Origin of the sequence: Salimicrobium halophilum, from assembly GCF_900100295.1 — a bacterium.
GTDB classification, from domain to species: Bacteria; Bacillota; Bacilli; order Bacillales; family Halobacillaceae; genus Salimicrobium; species Salimicrobium halophilum.
Genome location: NZ_FNEV01000018.1, coordinates 13,712 through 34,925, shown reverse-complemented (window position 1 = coordinate 34,925; position 21,214 = coordinate 13,712). Strand labels below are relative to the sequence as shown.

The window sequence follows — 21,214 nt, the reverse complement described above, 5'->3', positions numbered from 1 at the left end:
ACCATCCACTCTGATCAAGGCTGGCATTACCAACACCGCAAGTGGGTGAAAACCTTAAAGAAACATCGTATCTTCCAGAGTATGTCCAGGAAAGCTAACTGCGCTGATAATGCGGCGATGGAGAATTTCTTCGGGATTCTCAAACAGGAAATGTATTACGGAGAAGAATTGGTTTCTTATGAAGAGCTTGAGAGAAAGCTCGAGGGATACATGGACTACTACAACCACGAACGCGTAAAAGTAAAATTGGCTGGCTTAAGTCCTATTCAATACCGGACTCAAACCAGCAAATCAGCTTCATAATAAAAACTCTAACTTTTAGGGGTCACTACCTTCCCCCCGGGCTTTTTTACTAGCAGCCTTAATCAGTTTTCTTTATATTGGACCATTCATCAAGTATAATCGTTTGTGAAATGATTCACGTTAGGGTGGGGGAAGCGGAATGAAAGAATGGAATGTGTTGTTGAAGCAGGAATGGAAGAAAGTGACGATCATGGCGGTGGCTGCTCTTCTTTTGGCTGCGAGTATCATACTGCAGGGGTATCTTTTCGTAACGGTGGTGGATCAGGTATTCATCGACGGAGCCGGTTTCTCTGCTGTTACGATGTCGATGCTTTTCCTTCTTCTGGTTCTATGGCTCAGAACCGGGGTGAGCGATGTCATTGCACGAACCGGTGTCCGTTTGGGAACCCGGGCGAAATTATCGATGCGGACGATGCTTCTCGGTAAGATGGCAAAAAGCCCGGTGAAAGATGCCGGACAGCAGCAGTCCGGAAAGCGGATCAGCGTATTCATGGATGCGGTGGAAGAAACGGACAGCTATTTCAGTGGATACGTTCCACAGGTGATCCAGTCTTCCCTCGTACCGCTTGTCCTGTTCATTGCGATTACGGTGACCCACTTGAATTCCGGACTCATTATTCTTGCAACCTCTCCGTTCATCCCGCTCTTTTATATTATTATCGGTCTCAAAACGAAAGAGAAATCAGAAGAGAAAATCGAAGAAATGAATGCCTTGTCCGGGAGTTTTCTCGATATCCTTCAGGGGCTGACGACGCTGAAGTTGTTCCGGAAGGCCAAAGAACAGAAAGAGAATATCCGTACGAGCAGTATCCGTTTCCGCGATGCGACGATGGATGTGCTGAAAACGGCATTCGTGTCGTCTCTGATGCTGGAGCTTATCTCCATGTTGAGTATCGGGCTGATTGCACTCGAGATCGCTCTTCAGCTGATCATATTTGAAAACATGGATTTCTTCACGGCTTTCTTCATTCTGATTCTGGCCCCGGAGTTCTATAATTTTCTGAAGCAGCTCGGTTTCGCTTTTCACACAGGAAGGCAAAGCATGGGAGCCGCATCGAAGGTTTTCGATGAAATCAACAGAGAAGAAGATACGATTACGTGGGGAGAGGAACCTCTCTCGATCTCCCACCCTCCTCGAATTTCCTTGTCTAACGCGACGTATCGGTACGGGGAGGGGGAATTTGAACTGGGTCCCGTAAACGTGGAGATTTCTCCTGGAAAGAGTATCGCTATTGCAGGAAGGACGGGCTCGGGGAAATCCACCTTGCTTCATGTGATCAGTGGGCTCCTCCCTCTCTCAGAAGGAGAGGTGTGTGTGGAAGGGAAACCTCTTTCTTCTTATCAGGAAGAGGAGTGGATGAAGCATCTCAGCTACATCTCCCAGCATCCGTTCATATTTTCAGGGACGCTGAAAGATAATATAATCATCGGTTCCGACCATTCTCAGTCTGAAGAAGAAATCACAAAGGCGGTGGAGCAAGCCGGGCTCTCCGAACTCGTAGGGGAGCTTGAGCATGGACTTGAAACTTTAGTCGGTGAAGGTGGACGGGGGCTATCCGGCGGGGAAAAGCAGCGCCTCGCACTGGCACGTGCGTTTTTGAAACGCGCGCCTGTCGTTTTACTCGATGAACCGACGACCGGCCTTGATCTGAAGACGGAACGGATTCTGAAAGCATCCCTCGAGCGTATGTCCGAACAGGCGACGGTCATCACGGTGGCGCACCGCCTGCATACGATCCGGGAAGCGGATGAGATTGTGTTTCTGGAACATGGAAAAGTAGCCGGTCAGGGGTCCCATGCGGAACTATTGCAGGCAGTGGACGAGTATCGTGCGATGACGACATTGAGCGGAGGAGGGGAAAGTACATGAAAGAACTCACAACAGTAGTGAAACTGGTTGCGAAAGAAAGAAGAGATATTTGGCTCTCCATTTTCTTCGGTGTGTTAGCCGGTTTGACGACCGTCGGATTATTCGGAGCCAGTGGTTACCTCATTTCCAAAGCGGCGCTGACTCCTCCTCTTTATACGTTGATCATCGTGATCGCTATGGTGAAATTGTTCGGCTTCATTCGCGGACTGGGACGTTATGCGGAACGCTTATTTTCACACCGGGCGACGTTCACCATTCTGAGTCATATCCGTACCCGTTTCTTTGACGTACTCGAGCCGCGGGTGCCCCAGATCTTTCAGAAATATAGAAGCGGAGATCTTCTATCCAGAGTCATCGGGGACGTGGAGAGTCTTCAGAACTTCTTTCTTCGGGTGTATTACCCTCCGATTGTTCTTGTCATCGTCTTTCTTAGTACCATTTTGTTCACAGCTTTCTTTTCCTGGATGCTTGCGCTCATTTTCTTTCTCGGTCTAATAATGGTCAGCGTGATCATTCCGCTGTTCATGGCTTCCAGGCAGCGAAAGAGTCAGCAATCGGTAAGAGAGGGGCGCGGGGAGTTGTCCGTGGCATTGACGGAGTGGATGTACGGGTTCCGGGATCTGAAAATTTATCAGAGACTAAAAAAGCAGGAAGAGGAACTCGCCTCTTCCATGAACGAACATGAGAAACAACAGGAACGTCAGCAGTTGCAGATTGTCCACGGGCAGTCTCTGAATACATTCGTCGCTCTTACTGCAACCTGGGTAGTGACAGCAGCTTCTGTCTGGCTGGTGCAGGCCGGTGACATGGACGGGCTGTTTCTCGCCATGTTCATCATGATTTCCCTTATGGTATTCGAAGATGCAGGACCGATGGCGACGGTGCCGGTATACCTCGAGGATAACCGTCATGCAGCGGAAAGGCTTTTCTCTCTAGAAGAAGAGAGCTCTCCGAGAACAGTGGAACCGCTTGAGACAGATGCTCCTCTATCTTTTGCGATGGAGCGGGTCACCTACTCGTTTCCTGAAGCTCCTGCCCCTGTGCTTCGGGATATTTCCCTGAGCATCCCGGCAGGATCGAAAACAGCCATCATAGGAGCCAGCGGGTCGGGGAAATCGACGGTCAGCCAGTTGCTCCTGGCGATGGACGAAGCTCAGGACGGAAGGGTTTCAGTAAATGGGAAAGATATCGTCGGAGTGGAACAGGGAAGCTTGTGGGACCGTGTGAATGTCATACTGCAGGAGAATCATTTTTTCTACGGAACGATAAAAGACAACCTGGCCATCGCTGACGATACAGCGACAGGGGAAGCAATGAACGAAGTACTGGAAAAAGTGCAGCTCGCTCATTTTTCACCGGAAGACAGAGTGGAAGAACGCGGGGATAACTTATCCGGCGGCGAAAAGCAGAGACTCGCACTGGCGCGGGCTTATTTGAAACAGTCGCATACATGGCTGCTCGATGAACCGTTCTCGTCGGTGGATGCCTTGACCCAGGCAGAGCTCTCGGAAGATTTCTGGAAAGTGGCAGCGGAAGACACGGTAGTGCTCATCAGTCACAACCTGAAAGGACTCGAGCGTATGGATCAGATCATCGTCATGGATCACGGAGAGCTGGTGGAAGCAGGGAATTATGATGAATTGATGGAGAAGAAAGGGCACTTTTACGAATTGAAACAAGTAGAACGCGAGATTGTTGGATGAAATAGAGGAATGAGGGCCGGTGACTATTCGGGGAAGAAGTTTCCTGAGTAGGGGCCGGCTTTTTTGCGACGTTTTTCTCCCTGGAGAAGCAGGAAACCGTGGCATAAAAACCGGTATCCTACAATTCTTGACGGCACTTCCTGAAAAAGTGGTGCATATTCGTAGGTATGAGACACTTTTGACCATAACGAAGAAGAAACTGTCGCATAACTCCAGTACAGAAAAAAAGCCTCTTCCTTTTTGATGGGAGAGGCCGGGAAATCATTATGGATAAGTCATGAACGCAGGTTCTGTACCGATCATTTCTGTGATTTCGTTCTTATCGTTCATAATCGCCACTTTCGGTTGGTGACGACGCGCTTCTTCGTCACTCATCGAAGCGTAGGAAACGATGATGACAACATCGCCTTCCTGCACGAGACGGGCCGCCGCACCGTTCAGGCAGATATCTCCGCTTCCGGGTCTCCCTGGGATGATATAAGTTTCCAGTCGTTCTCCGTTGTTGTTATTGACGATTTGGACCTTCTCATTCGGCAGCATATCTACTGCTTCGTAAATTTCCGGATCGATCGTAATACTTCCCACGTAATTAAGGTTGGCTCCCGTAACGCGGGCACGGTGGATTTTTCCGGTCATCATAGTACGGTTCATATCGATTCTCCTTTCTGCGAGATCGTGAGGATAATATTATCAATAAGCCTTGCATGCTGAAAATATACCGCAACAGCACAAATCCATTTCTCATCTTCCGGAGTGGCCGGTTTCAGATAAGGGTAGGAAAGGACTTCTCTGTAATCGATGGTGCCAGACGTGTTTTCCTGAATCATTTTTGTGATTTCTGCCTTGATCGCTTCCGGGTCTCTTTCTCCCTTTTCGGCCATTTTTTCAGCCTGCTTCAAACTTTTATAGAGAAACGGTGCTTCCTTTCGTTCTTGCTCTGTCAGATTCACGTTTCTTGAGCTTTTCGCAAGCCCGTCCTCTTCACGGACGGTCGGGCAGGGGATGATTTCTGTAGGGATATTGAAGTCAGCAACAAGTCCCTCGAGAACCGCCACCTGCTGAGCGTCTTTCTGTCCGAGGTACATGCGTCCCGGCTGGATGATCTGAAGAAGTTTCACGATGACGGTAGCTACTCCTTCAAAATGGCCGGGGCGGGAAGGTCCGCACAATACATCTGTCCGGTCGATTACGTTGAGAGAGATAGTCCGTTTCCGGGGATACATTTCTTCTGTAGAAGGATAAAAGACGGCATCGGCGCCGTAGCTTTCTGCAATTTTCCTATCCCGTTCAAAGTTCCTCGGGTAGTTGTCGAAATCTTCGTCCGGACCGAATTGAAGAGGATTCACAAAAATGCTGACGACTGTTCTGTCATTTTCTTTTGTCGAAGACTCGACCATCGACATATGTCCTTCATGGAGGTAGCCCATCGTCGGCACGAATCCGACGGAGCGGTCTTGCTGTTCTTCTCTATAGGCGCGCATGCCTTCAATCGTTGTAATGACTTTCATGTTTTCCCTCCGTAAAGATGATTCAATTCTTCCTCTTTCATCGTGAACGTATGGCGATCCTCCGGGAATCGGACCTCTTTGACCTCTGTAACATACTGACTTATGGCGCGGGAAATGGTCTCCTGAACATTAGCATAAGGTTTGACGAACTTAGGAAGGTGCTCACTGCCGTAACCGATCACGTCATGGTAAACGAGGACCTGACCATCCGCTTCTTTACCGGCTCCGATGCCGATGACAGGAATGGAAAGCTCTTTGGAGATGATAGCGGTCAGTTGTTTCGGAACGCATTCGAGAACCAGGGAAAAGGCACCTGCCTCTTCTATCGCTTTCGCATCCAGGATCAGCTGTTCCGCCTCTTTCCGCCCTTTGCCCTGAACTTTATATCCACCGAGAACGCCGACGGATTGTGGAGTGAGCCCAAGATGTGCCATGACCGGTACGCCGGCTCCCGTCAGGCGGGAAATCTGCGGGATGACGTCTCCGGCCCCTTCAAGTTTCACCGCCTGGGCACCCGCTTCCTGAAGAAGTCTTGCGGCATGTTTCATCGTTTCCTGTTCGGAGATGTGATAAGCCATAAACGGAAGGTCTGTGACCGTGAATGTATCGGGTGCTCCGCGCCGAACGGCTTTGGTATGAAGAACCATATCGTCCATCGTGACAGGGACAGTCGAATCATAGCCGAGAACGGTCATTCCGACAGAGTCCCCGACAAGGATCATGTCTATGCCTGCCTCCTCTGTCAGTTTGGCGGAAGGATAATCATAAGCGGTCATCATGGCGATGGCTTCCTTATTTTCTTTCATCGTATGGAAAATTTTTGTCGTTTTCAAAACTTGCTCCCCCTTAAGGTGGTCGAACGTGGTATCAAAATTAATTATAACAAAAATTTTTGAAAAGGCTATCATGTACATGTGTGGCGGGGGTGAAAGTGGAGTCCACTTAGGCTTATGCGGTAATGATTTATCCGGAATCAGCAAAAGCATCGCATAAGATGGGATATGATCCAGTTCTCTCTCCCCTTAGCGAAAAAGTATAGGATAAAAGAAAGTATGCGACAGTAGTGAGCGAAATCTATTGATTACCGTCGCATAAAGAACCCAGCACCAAAAGCTCGTCCCATAAAAAAACCGCGCCCCGAAAAGGGCAGCGGAGATTAATAATAATAAGGATAGTTATCGTATGGAAAAAGACTGAGCGCCGCAAGAGCTGCAAGCGGATAGAAGAGTCTACGGAAACGTCTGGCCCGTCGTCTGGGTCTTGGTCGCGGTCCTTGCCATCCTCCTCCATACCATTGACGCTCATCGTCCCCCCTCTGGTGATCGTCTTCTACCATGACATCCTCTCCGATAAGGATTGTAACTCCGTCCTGATGGACATCTACGATAATACCGTCCATGGAACTCCCGTCTCTCAAGTGAACCATGACATGATAATTTTGCATACGTTGACACTGTTGCATCGAAACATCCTGATAATTATTCATTGCTTCGCCTCCTCTGTGTAGAGAATATGCATAGGCTAAAAATATGTGCATGTTCCCGAGAAAACCCTTACATCACAATCCAATTTTTAGTAAAATAAAGAAAGGAGGGATGAGAAATGAGTGAACAGCCAGTCGATTTAGGGAACGACATTTATCTTATTGATGGGTATGATATGGGTTTTCAAGGACGTACCGGTACGTATGTACTTAATAATAAACAGGTGACCCTGATAGAAACCGGGCCAAGTCCTTCTGTGGACATGATCAAGGAGGGTCTGGATTCTTTACATATTTCTCTTGAAGATGTGAAGTATGTCATCCTGACACATATTCATCTCGATCACGCCGGCGGAGCGGGGCTGCTTCTCGAATCTTGTCCGAATGCAGAGATCATCGTCCATCCGAAAGGGAAGAGACATCTGGTGGATCCATCCCGTCTGATTAAAGGGGCGCAGGCTGTCTATGGAGAAGATTTCGATCGATTGTTCGATCCGATCGTGCCTATTCCGGAGGAGCGCATCATCGAAAAAGGGGAAGACGATACGCTGACGATTGAACAGGGACGTCAACTCGAGTTCCTCGATACGCCGGGGCACGCCAATCACCATCTCGGTATCTATGATCCTCTCAGCAATGGCCTGTTCACAGGAGACACAGCGGGCATCCGTTATCATCAGGTGGAAGGGTTGACCTTTTATCTTCCGACGACTTCTCCGAATCAGTTCAATCCGGAGGCCATGCTTGCACAAATTCAGCGCTTCCGTCACAAAGAGCCATCCCGTCTTTATTTCGGCCATTATGGTATGACCGAAAATCCGGATGCTGCGATGAGGGAAGTCAGGGAATGGATTACCGTGTTCGTTGAAATCGCTAAGCAGGAGGAGTCCCTCGAGGCGATAGAGGAGAAACTACTGGAGCGGATAGAGAACTATGTGAAACAGCTCGGGGTGCCGGATCGCCATAGCATCCACGATATTCTGAAACTGGATGTTCAAGTGTGTGCCATGGGGCTCTACGATTATATCCAGAAAGAAAAATGATGAAAGCTTCCTCCCCTGTTTTTGGAGGAAGCTTTCATCATTTTAGGTTTCTGTTCGATATAAGAAGAAGAGAGTTTTTTTAGGGGAAGACAGCGGAGCACCAGGAGGTATGTTGCATGAAAGACCACTCAAATCCGACGTATTTGTTTCATTGGATGAGTCAATTGCATGATAGTGTATTTTTGATGAAAGTGGATGACAAAGGTTTTTCTTATAGGAAGGTGACAGAAGAGGCGAAGAAAACTGCTTCCCTTCCTGAAGATTTCAAAGGGAAATATATCGATGAGTTATACCCGGGGAGTGTGGCTACACACCTGGCGGGTCAATATGAAAGGGCGCTTCGTGCGGGAGAGGTGACGTTCTTTTCGGATAAAATGAACGTAGTGAATAATGCAGGTCGTTATGCGTCCACCATTCTTCTTCCTGTTCATGAAGAGGGAGAGGTTACACATATCATCGGGATTACAAGCGATCTGAAGAAAGGATTCGCTGCAGAGCTTCTCGAAACGATCGGAATGTATGATTATCTGACAGGACTTCCGAATCTGCTGAAGGCGAAACAGGAAGCAGGGAGGTTTTTTCTTGAAGAAGATGCTTCGAAAGTAAAAGCGATCTATTTCGATATCGACAGGTTCAAGTTGGTGAATGCCACCATCGGAATCGAGAGGTCGAATGAACTTCTGAAAGAAATAGTTGAAAATGTCGGAGAAGTGCTTCCGGATGATGGGCTGTTCGGGAGGATGGATGGAGATGCTTTCATCTTTGTCCAAAAGATGAGTATATCCGAGGCGGTTCTTTTGAGTGAAAAGATCATCGGAACGATTGCAGAGATTTATTATTATGCAGGGGATGAAAAGATTTATTTAAGCTCGTGTGTAGGCATCAGCGGCGATGCGGGGAACGTGGATGACATGATTTCACAGGCTTCCATAGCCATGAGGCAGGCGAAGCGGGATGGAAAGAATAATACTTCCATCTTCAAAGAAACGAATTACGTCAGTCAGAAGCTGAATGAGACGCTTCTTGAGAAAGAGCTGGAATACGCGATCGAGAAAGGGGAACTTGACGTCTTCTATCAACCGAAGCTGAACCCTCGTAACAAGGAAGTCAGTTACGAAGCACTGGCCAGATGGTTCAGTTCCAAATATGGGACGGTGTCTCCGGCAGTATTCATTCCTTTGGCTGAGAAGTCAAGGTTGATCGAAAGAGTGACGATGTATGTATTCGAAAAGGTGTGTCAGGATATCCATCAGTACGAAGAGGAATTCCAGGGGAAGAAAGTTGCCGTCAATCTTTCAGCGAATGTCTTCCACCGGACGATTATTGAAGAGACTCTTCTTTCTGCTATAGATAAATATGACATAGCTCCGGGAACGTTTGAACTTGAAATTACGGAGAGCGCCCTCATGGAGGACCCGGAACAGGCCGAGGAGATCATCAATCACCTGAGGAATCAGGGGTTCAAGGTCGTCATTGACGATTTCGGAGTCAGCTACTCTTCCTTGAATTATTTGAAACAGTTTTCTATCGATGGGATAAAAGTTGACCAGTCTTTTGTAAGGGAACTTCAGACGCATGAGCTCGGCAAAGACTATGAAATCGTGAAGATGATCGTCACACTTGCCCGGAAACTAAACCTTTCCATCACTGCTGAAGGAGTGGAGACGGCTGCCCATTATGACGCTCTGAATCAGCTGAAAGTAGATGAACTGCAGGGATTCTACATAAGCAGACCATCCCCTGTCTCTTCTCTTAGAGGAATGCTTCCGACCCTGGTCGCTATGTTTGAACAGCAATGGGAGTGCTTCGCCCAGGCTCCGAATATCGAGGATGCGGAAATGAGAAGGCTGGGTGAACTGCATCGGCTCAATCTGGAGTCGATCGATTTCTCGGAACGATATGACCGGATTACGAGGATTGTCAGTCGCACCTTTTCCGCTCCTACCGCTATCATTTCTCTTCTTACAAAAGACAAACAGGTGTATAAATCATTTGTAGGTCTTCCGGAATTCCTGGCTGTGGCAGGGGAAGTGGAGCGCGAATACAGCACGTGCAGCCGGATGATCGAAACGCGTACTCCGTTGGTCATTCCGGATCTCACCGAAGATGGAAGCGGGAAGTTCAAACAGGCTGTAGAGGATTTCGGATACAGGTTCTATGCGGGGGTTCCGCTCGTCACCAGAAGGGGAGAGATCATAGGATCGCTTTGTATTCTTGATAAAAAGCCGCGCTCTTTTGACGGAGGGGACATACATCTGATGGAGGAATATGCAGGTCTCGTGATGACAGAAATCGAACTGCAGGAGCAGGTGAATGAAACGAATCATCGTCACCGGGTGATCAAGGACATTTATACGGTGATTCTGGCCAATCAGTCGATCAAGATAAGTCTGAAGAAAATCCTTCACATATTTCTTGATTGGAGCCGTTATTCCGGAGCATTTCTATATACGGAGGATGAGGAATGTCATGTTACGCGAAGGGCCGATAAAAAAATTCACGAAGAAACGTTGAAAGAGGTGGCTCGGAAGAACATCGGGGATACCTATAGTGTCTATGAGCAGCACAAATCCCCGCTGGCAGCTTCCATTCAGGTTCCTGTCCTGACAAGGGGTGGGGAGCGAAGGATCGGGAGTATCTTCCTGTATGCCTTCCATGATGATCATGCAGCCGTAAAGGACCCTGCTGTGATCCAGGACATCGCTTATCAACTGTCGATGACGGCAGGTTGGGCGGTCAATGAATGGGACCGGGAGAAGAAACAGGAAGAAATCTCCCGTCTCGTTTACGAAGACACGTTGACGGGACTCTCGAATCGTAAGGCACTGCAGGAAAGGGTCGATATCCTCCTCCAGAAGCAGGAAGAGTTCACTGTTCTTTTTCTGGACATCGATGACTTCAAGATGATCAATGATACGTGGGGACATATGGTAGGTGATGAAGTATTAAAGGGGATTGCGGTACGCCTGAAAGAGATGGGGTCATCTTTTGGAGCGAAGGCATACCGGTTTGCCGGAGATGAATTTCTTGTTCTGGTGCAGAACTACGGGGTGGACAGGTACGCAGAAGAACTTCTGCAGGCTATGCGTTACCCCATCAGCACTGGTGAGGGAGAAGTGAGTGTCTCGGTGAGCATCGGTTATTATAGTACAAAACAGGGAAAAGCGGAATCTTTTGATGAGATTATAAAAAAAGCGGATGAAGCGATGTTTTTGAAGAAGTCCATGGGCGGGAACGGAGTGGAAAGGTATATGTAAGAAGAAAGAGACGGGTGGGCCCCGTCCTTCCATTCTCTAATACATCCCGATTTTATCAAGGAAGCGCGTGTCCTTGACGAATTCGGGGTGGATGGCTTTCTTCGTCAGGGCATAATTCTTAAGGTTGATGCCAGCCCCGAAATAGTAGGCCTGCCATACGAGCTTCGTACAATATTGATCCCCGTCTGTGTCCTCGAGGGAAGTGAAGAATCGATACGGAGCTTGTCCATTCGCTTCGTATATCCGGTTGGCATAAGCGGCAGCCTGACGTCCTGCATCTTCGTTCTTCGGACGATAAAGGGTGAGTCGCTTGAATTTATTGAAATAACGATCGACGTTGTCCTTCTTCAAGCCTTTCGGGATCGAGTGGATGACATGGCCATCTTCTGTGACGATGCCTACGTGACCGATATAAAAAGAATCCCTCTCCCCCAGCGGAGAAAATAACAGGTCTCCTGGGAGGACCTCAGGCTGATACCTGGGCGCCTGGACTCTTTTGGGCTTAAAAAACAGGAAGACCGCGGAAAACGTCAGGATCCCTGTAATTAATTTCTTCATAAATTTCTCTCCTTCTGAAACGTTACGCTCTCATTCATCGTAAAGGAGGAGCAGAAAGAAAACAAATAAGAAGGATGTGCATCTATGGAACAACCGGCAGGCTTTTGGGTACGACTCGGAGCTAATATTCTCGATGGAATCATTATGGGTATCATTTTGGCGTTTCTCGCCTTTCTTATTTACGGCGATGTGTCCCGTGTGGGTGAGACATCTCCGCTTGATTTGTTGTCGTTCCTGTATGGATTGCTTCTCCCGGTCTTCTGGAGAGGGTATGTCATCGGTAAGAAACTGATGGGCGTACGTATTGTGCAAAAGACAGGAGAAGATGTCACCATCATCAACATGCTCTTGAGACTGGTAGTAGGCGGTCTCGTCTATGCGCTCAGTTTAGGAATCGGGTTGATTGTAAGTGCGTTCATGGTAGGCATGCGCGAAGATAAGCGAGCCATCCATGACTTCATCGCAGGTACGCAAGTAGTCCACGCCGAGGAGGGTTAAGCCCTCCCGGTTCGTGGTATCATAGTAATAACCTATGGTTTCAGGAGGAATTCCCATGAAAACCCCTATCCTCATCGGCATTTCTGCTTTTGTCCTCTTTTTTGTGCTTCTCATCATTCTCGAAGCTTCTTATCCTCTTGGAGGAAGTCTGATCATCGCCTTCCTCATTTTCGAAATCGCCCTCTATCACCATTTCAAACGACAAAAGGACCGCCACCGTAACTTAGACGATTGAGTCATACCTTTCCATCCTGTACAATGTCTCCATGTTCAACTAAGCGAAAAGGTGTGTAGTTATGACAGAACGTTATATTGTAATAGGTGCAGGTATTCTCGGAGCTTCGACTGCCTATCACCTGGCGAAAGCAGGGAAGGAAGTCCTCGTCGTGGACAGGGGAGATGACGGTCAGGCTACCGCCGTAGCTGCCGGTATCATTTGTCCATGGTTATCTCTCAGAAGAAATAAACGATGGTATCGTCTGGCTTCCGGCGGTGCGGGATATTACCCTAAGCTCGTGAAGGAACTCGAAGACATGGGGGAGACGAATACCGGTTATAAACAGGTCGGTGCCATCAAGATGCACCAAAAGGAAGAAAAGGCGCGTGATATGTATGAACGTGCCCTTCAGAAAAAGGAATACACGCCTGAAATGGGGGAAGTGACGTATCTTCCTCACGGCGAGCCGAAGAATTATTTCCCCCCTCTCGATGAAGCATATGCAGGGGTACATGTCAGCGGTGCAGCACGGGTGAATGGAAGAGAAGTCCGGGATGCCCTCATCCGTGCAGCGAAAAAGCTCGGAGTAACGTTCGTGCACGGGACGGCAGAACTTCTTTATAAGGAAGCCGAAGTGTACGGGGTTTCCGTAGAAGGTGAGGTGTACGAAACCGAGCAGGTGGTTGCTGCGAACGGCGCATGGGCGAAAGAACTGCTGGATCCTTTGGGTCTTCATGTAGATGCAGGACCACAGAAAGCTCTCATCGCTCACCTGAATGTTCCGGATGCAGAAACAGGGGACTGGCCGGTACTTCTGCCTCCAGGAAACAAATATATGCTCGCCTTCGACGGAGGGAGACTCGTGAGTGGAGCGACCCAATCTTCTGATGAAGGTTTCGACCACGGAGTGAGGGCTTCTTTACTCCAGGAGATCATCGGAAAAATGATCGAAGTCGCTCCGGGGCTCGAGAATATGGAGTTCCATGCAGCCAAAATCGGTTTCCGGCCTTATACGCCAGGCTCTATGCCTGTGTATGGGAAGGCTCCCGGTTATGAAGGTCTTTATATAGCGAACGGGCTCGGTGCTTCCGGACTGACGGCAGGACCTTATGTAGGAGCGGAGCTCGCCCGATTAATGATGGGAGTTGAGACGGAGTTAGACCCTGCAGATTATACGATTGAGCAGATTATGGAATGAAAAAAAGCGTGATCCCTTATCGGATCACGCTTTTTCTTTGGATGGTCGATTAATTCTGCAGCGTGCGGACGAATTCTTTCGCCACAGCTACCGTGGACTGAGGGTTCTGACCGGTGATCAGAATTCCATCTGTCTCCACGTGCTCGGACCAGTTCGGAGCGGAATAGAAATGAGCTCCGCGTTCACGAAGTTTGCTTTCAAGCAGGAACGGCATATGCTGATCGAGCGTCGTATCCGCTTCTTCTGCATCTGTGAAGGCGTTGACGCGTTTGCCCTGGACGATGTACTGTCCGTCGGAGAGCTTCACGTTCACGAGACCTGCAGGACCGTGACATACAGCTGCTACCGGTTTTTCGGATTCATACGTGTTTCGGATGATGCGCTGAAGCTTCTCGTTGTCAGGGAAGTCGAACATCGTACCGTGACCGCCTGGAAGGAACACAGCATCGAAGTCTTCAGCGTTCAGGCCGTCGATCGGTGTCGTGTTTTCAAGTAGCGGTTTCGCGTCCAGATTCTCCTGTGGCTCGTCGTCACTGACGCTGTTCGGATCCACCGGAGCCTGGCCGCCTGCAGGACTTGCGACAGTTACGTCGAAGCCATGCTTCTGGAATTCATTATAAGCTTCCGCGAATTCCGAAAGCCAGATGCCTGTAGGAGCATCTTCGTTGATTTTATCGTGGTTGGTTACAATCATTAATACTTTCTTACTCATTTTGCGTTGCACTCCTTTGTTCGGATTTGTTGCGCACAATTCTTATATACCCACGCTGTGTCGTTTATTAAACTTCTCGGGTGTAAAGCTTTTGTTGCGAGGTTTTTGCGGTACGGAAAAGGGCCGCGTCCGATTTGCCTTTGACGGAGTTATGAGGTGATTCCTTCATGTGATCCGATTAGAATCGTCTCATTCTTCATGATATAAGACATTTTTGAAGAGGTGGTCTGGAAAATTGTCGGATAGCTGATTATATGCGATAATTTCCAGCATGTACCGAGAAGAAAGTGTCGCATTAACGTCCTGGAAAGCTGGATGGTTCCACCTTTTACTCCGCATTTCGCTTGTCCAGCTGCGACACCCAGAAGCCCATAATATAAGCAGCCACCCCTGTTTCAGAAAAAATCATCTGAAGCCACGGATGTCTGCTTATATTAGAGCTTCTAAACGGGCGTCTCCGCATTTCACTTGCATCAAAAAGCAAAGGCTGATTAAATGAATTTGTATGTATCATGACGAAAAGGGGACGGTTTTGATGGAAACGAAGGATTGGTCACAAGTTCAACAAACAGAGGAGCCGCTTACGCTCGTGATCGCTGATTTCGACGGGATGCATCTCGGTCATCATAACCTGTTGGCACAAGCTCAGCGCAGAGGAGACAGGATAGCAGTGCTTGATACGTCTCTCGAGGAGCAAAGGCTGCTGACTCCCCTTCATCATAAAAAAGAACTGCTGACCCACTACGGTGTGGCAGCGTATTATCATTGTGCCGATAAAGAAGCTATCAGAAGGGGAGTACAAACCCTTCAGCCTGCACATGTTATCATGGAAGACGAAAGCCTTGAGCTGACAGGAGCAGAAATTTTCCCTTCTTCCAGTGCTTCTTCGGAAGAAATAAGGAGTATGGTGGAAAACGGGAGAGTGGAAGCGGCTCTCGCTCACCTAGGCCGCCCTTATGCTATTAAAGCGGAGGTAACGAAAGGTCAGGCGCTCGGACGTGAATTGGGTTTTCCTACCATAAACCTCGGCGGGTCAGAGTCCTACGTTGATCCTGCGCCCGGCGTTTATATAGGATCGGTCGTCATTCATGAAGAGGTACCTCGTCAATATTATACGCTGATCAGTGCCGGATACCGCCCGACGGTCAATGGCACTTCTTATAAAGTGGAAGCCTACATTCTCGATTTCAACGAAGATATCTATGGAAAAGATGTCACGCTTACCTTTCTCAGACACATGAGAGGAGAAGTGAACTTTGACGGACTCGATGCTTTGGTGGATCAGATGAAACAGGATGAAGTCGACGCACGTGAGATTTTGGGATTACAACAAGGAAAAGGAGACTGACTCCCATGGGGTAGTACTGGTTGAAATTTGCGATAGTAACCTGCTTAGTACGATAGATGCGGAAGAGATTTTAGAAGAGGAATACCCGGAAGTGGATGTGTTGATCAGCGACTGCTTGTCTTATTGCGGTCTATGTGCCATCAAGCCTTATGCACTGGTGAACAATAAGAGGGTCTTCGGTCATTCGGCAGAAGAAGCGATGGATAAAATCCGCAAACAGATCGATGAAGAATTGGCAGCCTTCGCTGAATAAGAAATGGACGTGTTAGAGATGGAGTCATTGAAACTGAGCTTGCGTCTTCCGAGGAAGGATGCGCTGTTCCAATTGAATAGAAAAGGGATTACGAGCACCATCGGCTATCTCTTCGTTCTGTTGCTTGTGCTGTTTATTCCTAATATATATAACGCCATAACAACATTTGAGAGAGAGCTGACCGAAGTGTCCCGAGGGTTATATATGGCCCAGGCGCTCGTCTTCTACCCTTTGTTGATCATTTTTCTGATTATTGCAGGGGTCTCTATTCTTGCCGGAGGAGGGCTTTTCCTTTCTAAGCTGTTAAAAAGGAAGCTGCGTTATCAGCAATTGTGGAAAATGACCGCCTATGCGTTGACACTGCCCCTCACGTTTTCCACCGTTTCCACCTATATAGGGGTGAGTGAGTATGTGACAGTGTTACTGTTCTTCGTTCCCATCAGTTATTTGCTGTATAAAATGATTACGGTTTATCCGAAGCGTTCCTGACGCTTCTTTTTTATGCTTTGCGGAGGATGATGAGCTGTGAATGGTACGTTCTTCTCGTTTTTGTCTGGCGCGAGTGGTTCATCTTTCAACTATTGCACCGTTCGTAGAGTCTGGGCCCTGGTTGAGTGGGTCGCAAAGTAGATTTGCGGTACGTCCAGGACAGAAATACTCTTGTGAACGGTGCCTAAGAGCATTCAGAATCACTGTCCTTCCCCGCAGGCGGGGAAGGAGAATAAGAAGGTCCTGTCTTCCTTGCCAATGGGATGTGCTTCAGCTTTGTGCCCCGCTCGAGAAGTTAATTTTGACCTGAGTGTCCCGCGATTTTTGTACGGCGACGTTCAGATGGCTGGGTAGTAGGCGAGTGGGTGGCAAATAAGTTTGCGGGACACTCGCGAGGATTTATCCACTCTGAACGTTCCGCAAACAGCGGGGAGCTTCCGCTTTTCCTTTACTGTCTAGCTACGACATCCAGAAGTACATGTCATAAGCAATGATTTCTTTTTCAGGATAGGGCACCTGAAAAGAGAAACCCTTGCTTATGCCAGAACTTCTAAACGGGATGTCTCCGCTTTTTCTTTTCCACTTGGATTTCCCGATAGGATAAGGTAAGATAATGGAAAAACAATTTAGGGAGGGAAAGCGATGAAGAATGCATTAGTTTTTCAATCGGATTTCGGTATCAGTGACGGGGCCGTCAGTGCGATGCACGGGGTGGCTCATTCGGTGGACAAAGATTTGAAGCAGTTTACGCTTACGCACGAAATACCTGCGTTTCATATATGGGAAGCTTCTTATCGGTTGTGGCAGACGGCCAAGTACTGGAAAGAAGGTACAGTGTTCGTATCCGTGGTAGATCCCGGTGTCGGTTCCGAGCGGAAGAGTGTCGTCGCCAAAACATCAGGCGGTCATTACGTCGTTACACCGGACAACGGGACCCTGACGCATATCCATGAAGCGGAGAAGATTGTAGAACTGCGTGAGATTGATGAGCAGGTGAATCGCTTGCCGAACTCCGGAGAGAGTTATACGTTCCACGGACGGGATATTTATGCTTATACCGGGGCACGGCTTGCATCGGGAGTCATAACTTACGAAGAAGTGGGACCTTCGCTTTCTGTCGATTCGTTCGTTTCTCTTCCTCTCCAATACCCGGAAGTCGCTGGAGAAGAAGTCGGGGGAACGGTGGATATCCTCGATATTCAGTTCGGTAATTTGTGGACGAATGTGCACAGGGACACTTTTCACGAGCTGGATATCAATTACGGAGATTCCATCGAAGTTACGATTGAACACGGCCGGAGACGTCATTTTCATCAGCTGATGACATTCGGGCATTCGTTTGCAGATACACACAAAGGAGAACCTCTCGTATATGTGAATTCTCTTGATCACTTGGCGGTTGCCATCAATCAGGGGTCTTTCGCAAAGGCTTATGATGTAGGAACCGGACCGGATTGGCACATCACCTTCAAAAAGTTGTAGGTTCAAAGCTATGGTAAAATGGGTACATTAACAAGGAAAGGGGAGAATCATATGAATTATGTAGAGCTACATAATAACGTGAAAATGCCGCAGCTCGGCTTTGGCGTATGGCAGGTGGACACGGAAGATGCAGAACCTGCTGTAGCGAAAGCGTTGGAGACCGGCTATCGCTCGATTGACACGGCTGCCATTTACGGAAATGAACGTCAGGTCGGTCATGCAATCGCTAATAGCGAAATTCCGCGCGAAGACCTGTTCATTACGACGAAAGTGTGGAATGCGGATCAGGGATACGAGAACACGATGAAAGCTTTCGATGAAAGTCTAAGTAAGCTGGGACTTGATTACGTGGATCTATATCTTATTCATTGGCCGACACCTGAGTACGATGAGTACGTCGAGACATACAAAGCGATGGAACAGTTGCAGAAAGACGGGAAAGTGCGGGCCATCGGTGTCTGTAACTTCGATATCGAACATCTCGAGCGTCTCATAGAGGAATGTGACGTGAAGCCGGCTATCAACCAGGTGGAGTGTCATCCATATCTGGCACAGACGGACTTGAAAGAGTTCTGTGAGAAGAACGGCATCCTGATGGAAGCGTGGAGTCCTTTGATGCAGGGAGGAGAAGTGCTGAAAGACCCTGTCGTTCAGCAAATTGCTAAGCATCACGGCAAAACGGGTGCTCAGGTCATCATTCGCTGGCACCTGCAGAATGACCGAGTTGTTATTCCGAAGTCCATCACACCGACACGCATCGAAGAAAATTTCGATGTTTTCGATTTTGAACTGACAGCCGACGATATGGAGAAATTGAACGGGCTGGACAGTGGAACGAGAAAAGGTCCTCGTCCGAGTGAAATGAATATCAGGTAAATAAGGGAAGAACCGCTGGTGAGAGCCGGCGGTTTTTTTGATATAATAGAGTGACTGAACAATCATTCATAATAAAAGTGGAGGGATTCCATGAAAAAGAAAGTGGCAGTTGTAACGGGAGCAGGAAGTGGAATAGGGAAGGCGACGGCGGATAAGTTCACCGAGGAAGGGTTTCAGGTCGTTCTGGCCGATGTAAGTGAAACCCGGGGGAAGGAAGTGGAAGCACAGTTGAAAGAGAAAGGACGAGAGGTTCTTTTCGTGAAGACGGATGTGTCTTCGTATGATCAGGTGCAGCACCTCATAGAGAAAACGGTGGATACATATGGGACGATCGACGTCATGTTCAACAACGCCGGGATAGGAGATATGGGCTCGATTCTGGACCCGGACCTCGATATGTATCAAAAAACGATCGAGGTCAATCAGCACGGGGTGGCCTATGGAATTTTCGCTGCTGCGAGAAAGATGGTGGCATTGAATGTGCAAGGGGTGATCATCAACACAGCTTCTGTTTTCGGATATATGGCGAGCAGAGGCACGTTCGCTTATCAGGCCTCTAAAGGAGCGGTACGTATGATGACGCAGACGGCGGCTCTTGAACTCGGGGAACACGGAATACGGGTCGTCGGAATCGCTCCGGGTGGCGTCGATACACCGATCATCCAGGGGTATAAAGATATGGGTGCGTTGGAATCGTTGAAACGCAAGCACTTGCGGAACGAACTGATTCAACCGGAAGAAATCGCAGGAGTCGCTTATCTGCTCACATCACCGGATGCCCAAGCCGTAAACGGGAGCGTAGTCATGGCCGATGACGGGTATGCTTCTTTCCGGTGACGAGGGTTCCCGATAGAAGAAAATAAAAAAATCGTGTATGCTGAAGAGACAGAGGAAGGTGAGGAATCTTGCTTTTGCATAAAAGTGAATTCAAGAATCATGATATGGGGAAGTTGGTCAAAGGCGCAATTGTTCCAAGGCCTATAGCCTGGGTCTCGACGATGGACAGAGAGGGTAGAAAGAATCTGGCTCCTTTCAGCTTTTTTACGGTGGCATCTATGAATCCTTTGACTCTCGCGATCTCTGTCGGAGAACAGGAACGGCAGAAAGATACAGCTTTCAATATAAAGCAATCAGAAGAATTCGTGATCAATATCGTTTCGGAATCGCTGGCGAATGCCATGCACGAAACGAGTAGCTATTATGAACCGGGAGAAGATGAGTTTGCAGTTGCAGAGGTGACAGAAGCAGAAAGCGCCTATGTGAAACCTCCAAGGGTAATGGCTTCTCCGGTAAGCTTTGAATGCAAGCTCACTCAGGTGATAGAAATAGGGACGTCGAACCTGATCCTCGGGGAAGTGATCGCTTATCACTTGAGGGATGACGTTTATATGGAGTCAGATAAAGTGGATCCCCGGAAGCTTGAGGCTATCGGGCGTATGGCTGGCGATTACACGTTTGTGCGTGATTTCTTTTCATTGCCAACAGATACACTTCCGAAATAAAATGAAAGTATAGAAATACGGGAGAGGAGGAGAAAAGATGGAGTATCATTCACTGGATGAATTGGCAGTGCTGCAGCAGAATGACTTCATTCGTGCAGCAATCGACCGGGTCGGAGCCGGTGTTGTCATTGCTGACCCGGAACAGGAAGATATGCCGCTTATTTACGTGAACAAAGGTTTCGAAGAATTGACGGGATATGAAGCGCAGGAGGTCCTCGGGAAGAACTGTCGTTTTCTGCAGGGAGAACACACGGAACAAAAAGGTGTCGATCAGATACGGGAGGCCATACATACAAAGGAAACGGTCAAAGTAGAGCTGCTTAACTACCGTAAAGACGGATCCGAGTTCTGGAATGAGCTTCAGATCTATACCGTCTACATCGATAAACTGAACCAGGACTTTTTCGTCGGGGTGCAGCAGGATGTGACGAAGCGTAAAGAAGCAGAGAGACTTGTCGGTCATTATTCTTCCGAAGTGAAACGCCTGTCCACGCCGATTGTTCCGGTGAAGGATAATGTTTCCGTATTACCGCTGATCGGTAATGTGGACGAGGAACGTCTTCAGCAGATGCTGGATGCCGTGAGTTTTCACGTGCAGGAACAGAAAGAAGACTATCTGATTCTCGATTTGTCGGCAGTTCAAGTGTTCAACGAAGATATACACATAAGCATTTATCAACTGAATCAGTTACTGGATCTGATGGGAACGACGCTCATCTTAAGTGGAGTCACGCCGAAATTTGCAATGGGAAGCAGTCCATATGCGAATTTCAGTGAACTTTCGTTGAGAAGTTATGTTTCCGTCAAACAGGCGCTTCAGATGATCGGAGAAGACAGCCGGGCTTAAAGCCTGGCTGTTTTTTTATGGGCAGCTCCAGTATTCTTCCAAAAAGTTCTTGAAATAGGAATTCAAC

The 21,214-nt window shown here is 48.3% G+C and carries 22 protein-coding genes; 16 read left to right on the top strand and 6 right to left on the bottom strand.

All coding sequences use genetic code 11. The features are described 5' to 3' along the window. The 3 genes from BLQ44_RS16175 to cydC form a co-directional block, all read left to right on the top strand. Positions 1 to 303, top strand: a 303-nt coding sequence (locus tag BLQ44_RS16175) for an IS3 family transposase (protein ID WP_143004681.1), incomplete at its 5' end; no start/stop codon positions are given. A gap of 139 nt (positions 304 to 442) precedes the next feature. Beyond that, the gene (gene cydD / locus BLQ44_RS16170; RefSeq protein ID WP_093194918.1) at positions 443 to 2,173 is read left to right on the top strand and encodes a thiol reductant ABC exporter subunit CydD; all 1,731 of its coding nucleotides are present in this window, start codon (positions 443 to 445) and stop codon (positions 2,171 to 2,173) included. Then, positions 2,170 to 3,876 (top strand): thiol reductant ABC exporter subunit CydC, encoded by a 1,707-nt coding sequence (gene cydC / locus BLQ44_RS16165; RefSeq protein WP_093194917.1) that lies wholly within the window; start codon positions 2,170 to 2,172, stop codon positions 3,874 to 3,876. Before cydD ends, cydC begins: the two co-directional genes overlap by 4 nt. Before the next feature lie 264 nt (positions 3,877 to 4,140). On the opposite strand, the gene panD is transcribed toward cydC, so the two are convergent. The 4 genes from panD to BLQ44_RS16145 form a co-directional block, all read right to left on the bottom strand. After that, positions 4,141 to 4,527: an aspartate 1-decarboxylase gene (panD, locus tag BLQ44_RS16160; protein ID WP_093194916.1), complete on the bottom strand. Its 387-nt coding sequence runs from the start codon at positions 4,525 to 4,527 to the stop codon at positions 4,141 to 4,143. Beyond that, entirely contained in the window at positions 4,524 to 5,384 is an 861-nt protein-coding gene (gene panC / locus BLQ44_RS16155) for a pantoate--beta-alanine ligase (protein ID WP_093194915.1), read from the bottom strand. The genes panD and panC overlap by 4 nt, the downstream gene beginning before the upstream one ends. Continuing rightward, complete coding sequence (panB, locus tag BLQ44_RS16150) at positions 5,381 to 6,217, bottom strand: 3-methyl-2-oxobutanoate hydroxymethyltransferase (RefSeq protein WP_143004735.1); 837 nt, start codon at positions 6,215 to 6,217, stop codon at positions 5,381 to 5,383. Before panB ends, panC begins: the two co-directional genes overlap by 4 nt. A gap of 323 nt (positions 6,218 to 6,540) precedes the next feature. After that, a complete protein-coding gene (locus tag BLQ44_RS16145; protein WP_093194914.1) occupies positions 6,541 to 6,870 on the bottom strand; it encodes a hypothetical protein in 330 nt (109 codons plus the stop codon). A gap of 116 nt (positions 6,871 to 6,986) precedes the next feature. Between BLQ44_RS16145 and BLQ44_RS16140 the strand changes: the two genes are divergently transcribed. Then, entirely contained in the window at positions 6,987 to 7,910 is a 924-nt protein-coding gene (locus BLQ44_RS16140; RefSeq protein ID WP_093194913.1) for an MBL fold metallo-hydrolase, read from the top strand. Positions 7,911 to 8,026: 116 nt separating this feature from the next. Further along, entirely contained in the window at positions 8,027 to 11,167 is a 3,141-nt protein-coding gene (locus BLQ44_RS16135; protein ID WP_093194912.1) for an EAL domain-containing protein, read from the top strand. Between the two features lie 36 nt (positions 11,168 to 11,203). Here BLQ44_RS16135 and BLQ44_RS16130 read toward each other — a convergent pair whose 3' ends face one another. Then, positions 11,204 to 11,725: a YiiX/YebB-like N1pC/P60 family cysteine hydrolase gene (locus BLQ44_RS16130; protein ID WP_093194911.1), complete on the bottom strand. Its 522-nt coding sequence runs from the start codon at positions 11,723 to 11,725 to the stop codon at positions 11,204 to 11,206. 84 nt (positions 11,726 to 11,809) lie between these two features. Here BLQ44_RS16130 and BLQ44_RS16125 point away from each other — a divergent pair, with 84 nt between their 5' ends. The 3 genes from BLQ44_RS16125 (at position 11,810) to BLQ44_RS16115 (ending at position 13,638) form a co-directional block, all read left to right on the top strand. Beyond that, on the top strand, positions 11,810 to 12,223 hold the full coding sequence (locus BLQ44_RS16125) for an RDD family protein (RefSeq protein ID WP_093194910.1): 414 nt from the start codon (positions 11,810 to 11,812) through the stop codon (positions 12,221 to 12,223). A gap of 55 nt (positions 12,224 to 12,278) precedes the next feature. After that, positions 12,279 to 12,458, top strand: a complete 180-nt coding sequence (locus BLQ44_RS16120) for a hypothetical protein (protein WP_093194909.1) — start codon at positions 12,279 to 12,281, stop codon at positions 12,456 to 12,458. A 61-nt stretch (positions 12,459 to 12,519) separates the two neighbouring features. Then, positions 12,520 to 13,638 carry an NAD(P)/FAD-dependent oxidoreductase gene (locus BLQ44_RS16115; RefSeq protein WP_093194908.1) on the top strand — a complete coding sequence of 373 codons (1,119 nt, stop codon included), beginning with the start codon at positions 12,520 to 12,522 and terminating at the stop codon, positions 13,636 to 13,638. 49 nt (positions 13,639 to 13,687) lie between these two features. Here BLQ44_RS16115 and BLQ44_RS16110 read toward each other — a convergent pair whose 3' ends face one another. Beyond that, positions 13,688 to 14,350, bottom strand: coding sequence for a type 1 glutamine amidotransferase domain-containing protein (locus tag BLQ44_RS16110; RefSeq protein WP_093194907.1), 663 nt, complete (start codon positions 14,348 to 14,350; stop codon positions 13,688 to 13,690). A gap of 535 nt (positions 14,351 to 14,885) precedes the next feature. On the opposite strand from BLQ44_RS16110, the gene BLQ44_RS16105 reads away from it, so the two are divergent. The 8 genes from BLQ44_RS16105 (at position 14,886) to BLQ44_RS16070 (ending at position 21,147) form a co-directional block, all read left to right on the top strand. Beyond that, on the top strand, positions 14,886 to 15,698 hold the full coding sequence (locus tag BLQ44_RS16105; protein WP_176757555.1) for a riboflavin kinase: 813 nt from the start codon (positions 14,886 to 14,888) through the stop codon (positions 15,696 to 15,698). Continuing rightward, positions 15,661 to 15,951: a DUF1450 domain-containing protein gene (locus tag BLQ44_RS16100; protein ID WP_093194905.1), complete on the top strand. Its 291-nt coding sequence runs from the start codon at positions 15,661 to 15,663 to the stop codon at positions 15,949 to 15,951. The genes BLQ44_RS16105 and BLQ44_RS16100 overlap by 38 nt, the downstream gene beginning before the upstream one ends. Positions 15,952 to 15,969: 18 nt before the next feature. After that, positions 15,970 to 16,440, top strand: coding sequence for a DUF1189 family protein (locus tag BLQ44_RS16095; protein ID WP_093194904.1), 471 nt, complete (start codon positions 15,970 to 15,972; stop codon positions 16,438 to 16,440). A 642-nt stretch (positions 16,441 to 17,082) separates the two neighbouring features. Then, a complete protein-coding gene (locus BLQ44_RS16090; RefSeq protein ID WP_093194903.1) occupies positions 17,083 to 17,922 on the top strand; it encodes an SAM hydrolase/SAM-dependent halogenase family protein in 840 nt (279 codons plus the stop codon). Between the two features lie 51 nt (positions 17,923 to 17,973). Further along, positions 17,974 to 18,798, top strand: a complete 825-nt coding sequence (locus tag BLQ44_RS16085) for an aldo/keto reductase (protein WP_093194902.1) — start codon at positions 17,974 to 17,976, stop codon at positions 18,796 to 18,798. Between the two features lie 90 nt (positions 18,799 to 18,888). Continuing rightward, on the top strand, positions 18,889 to 19,635 hold the full coding sequence (locus tag BLQ44_RS16080) for an SDR family NAD(P)-dependent oxidoreductase (RefSeq protein ID WP_093194901.1): 747 nt from the start codon (positions 18,889 to 18,891) through the stop codon (positions 19,633 to 19,635). Between the two features lie 68 nt (positions 19,636 to 19,703). Beyond that, positions 19,704 to 20,300 (top strand): flavin reductase family protein, encoded by a 597-nt coding sequence (locus BLQ44_RS16075; RefSeq protein ID WP_093194900.1) that lies wholly within the window; start codon positions 19,704 to 19,706, stop codon positions 20,298 to 20,300. Positions 20,301 to 20,337: 37 nt separating this feature from the next. After that, the gene (locus tag BLQ44_RS16070; protein WP_093194899.1) at positions 20,338 to 21,147 is read left to right on the top strand and encodes an STAS domain-containing protein; all 810 of its coding nucleotides are present in this window, start codon (positions 20,338 to 20,340) and stop codon (positions 21,145 to 21,147) included. Positions 21,148 to 21,214: the final 67 nt, after the last annotated feature.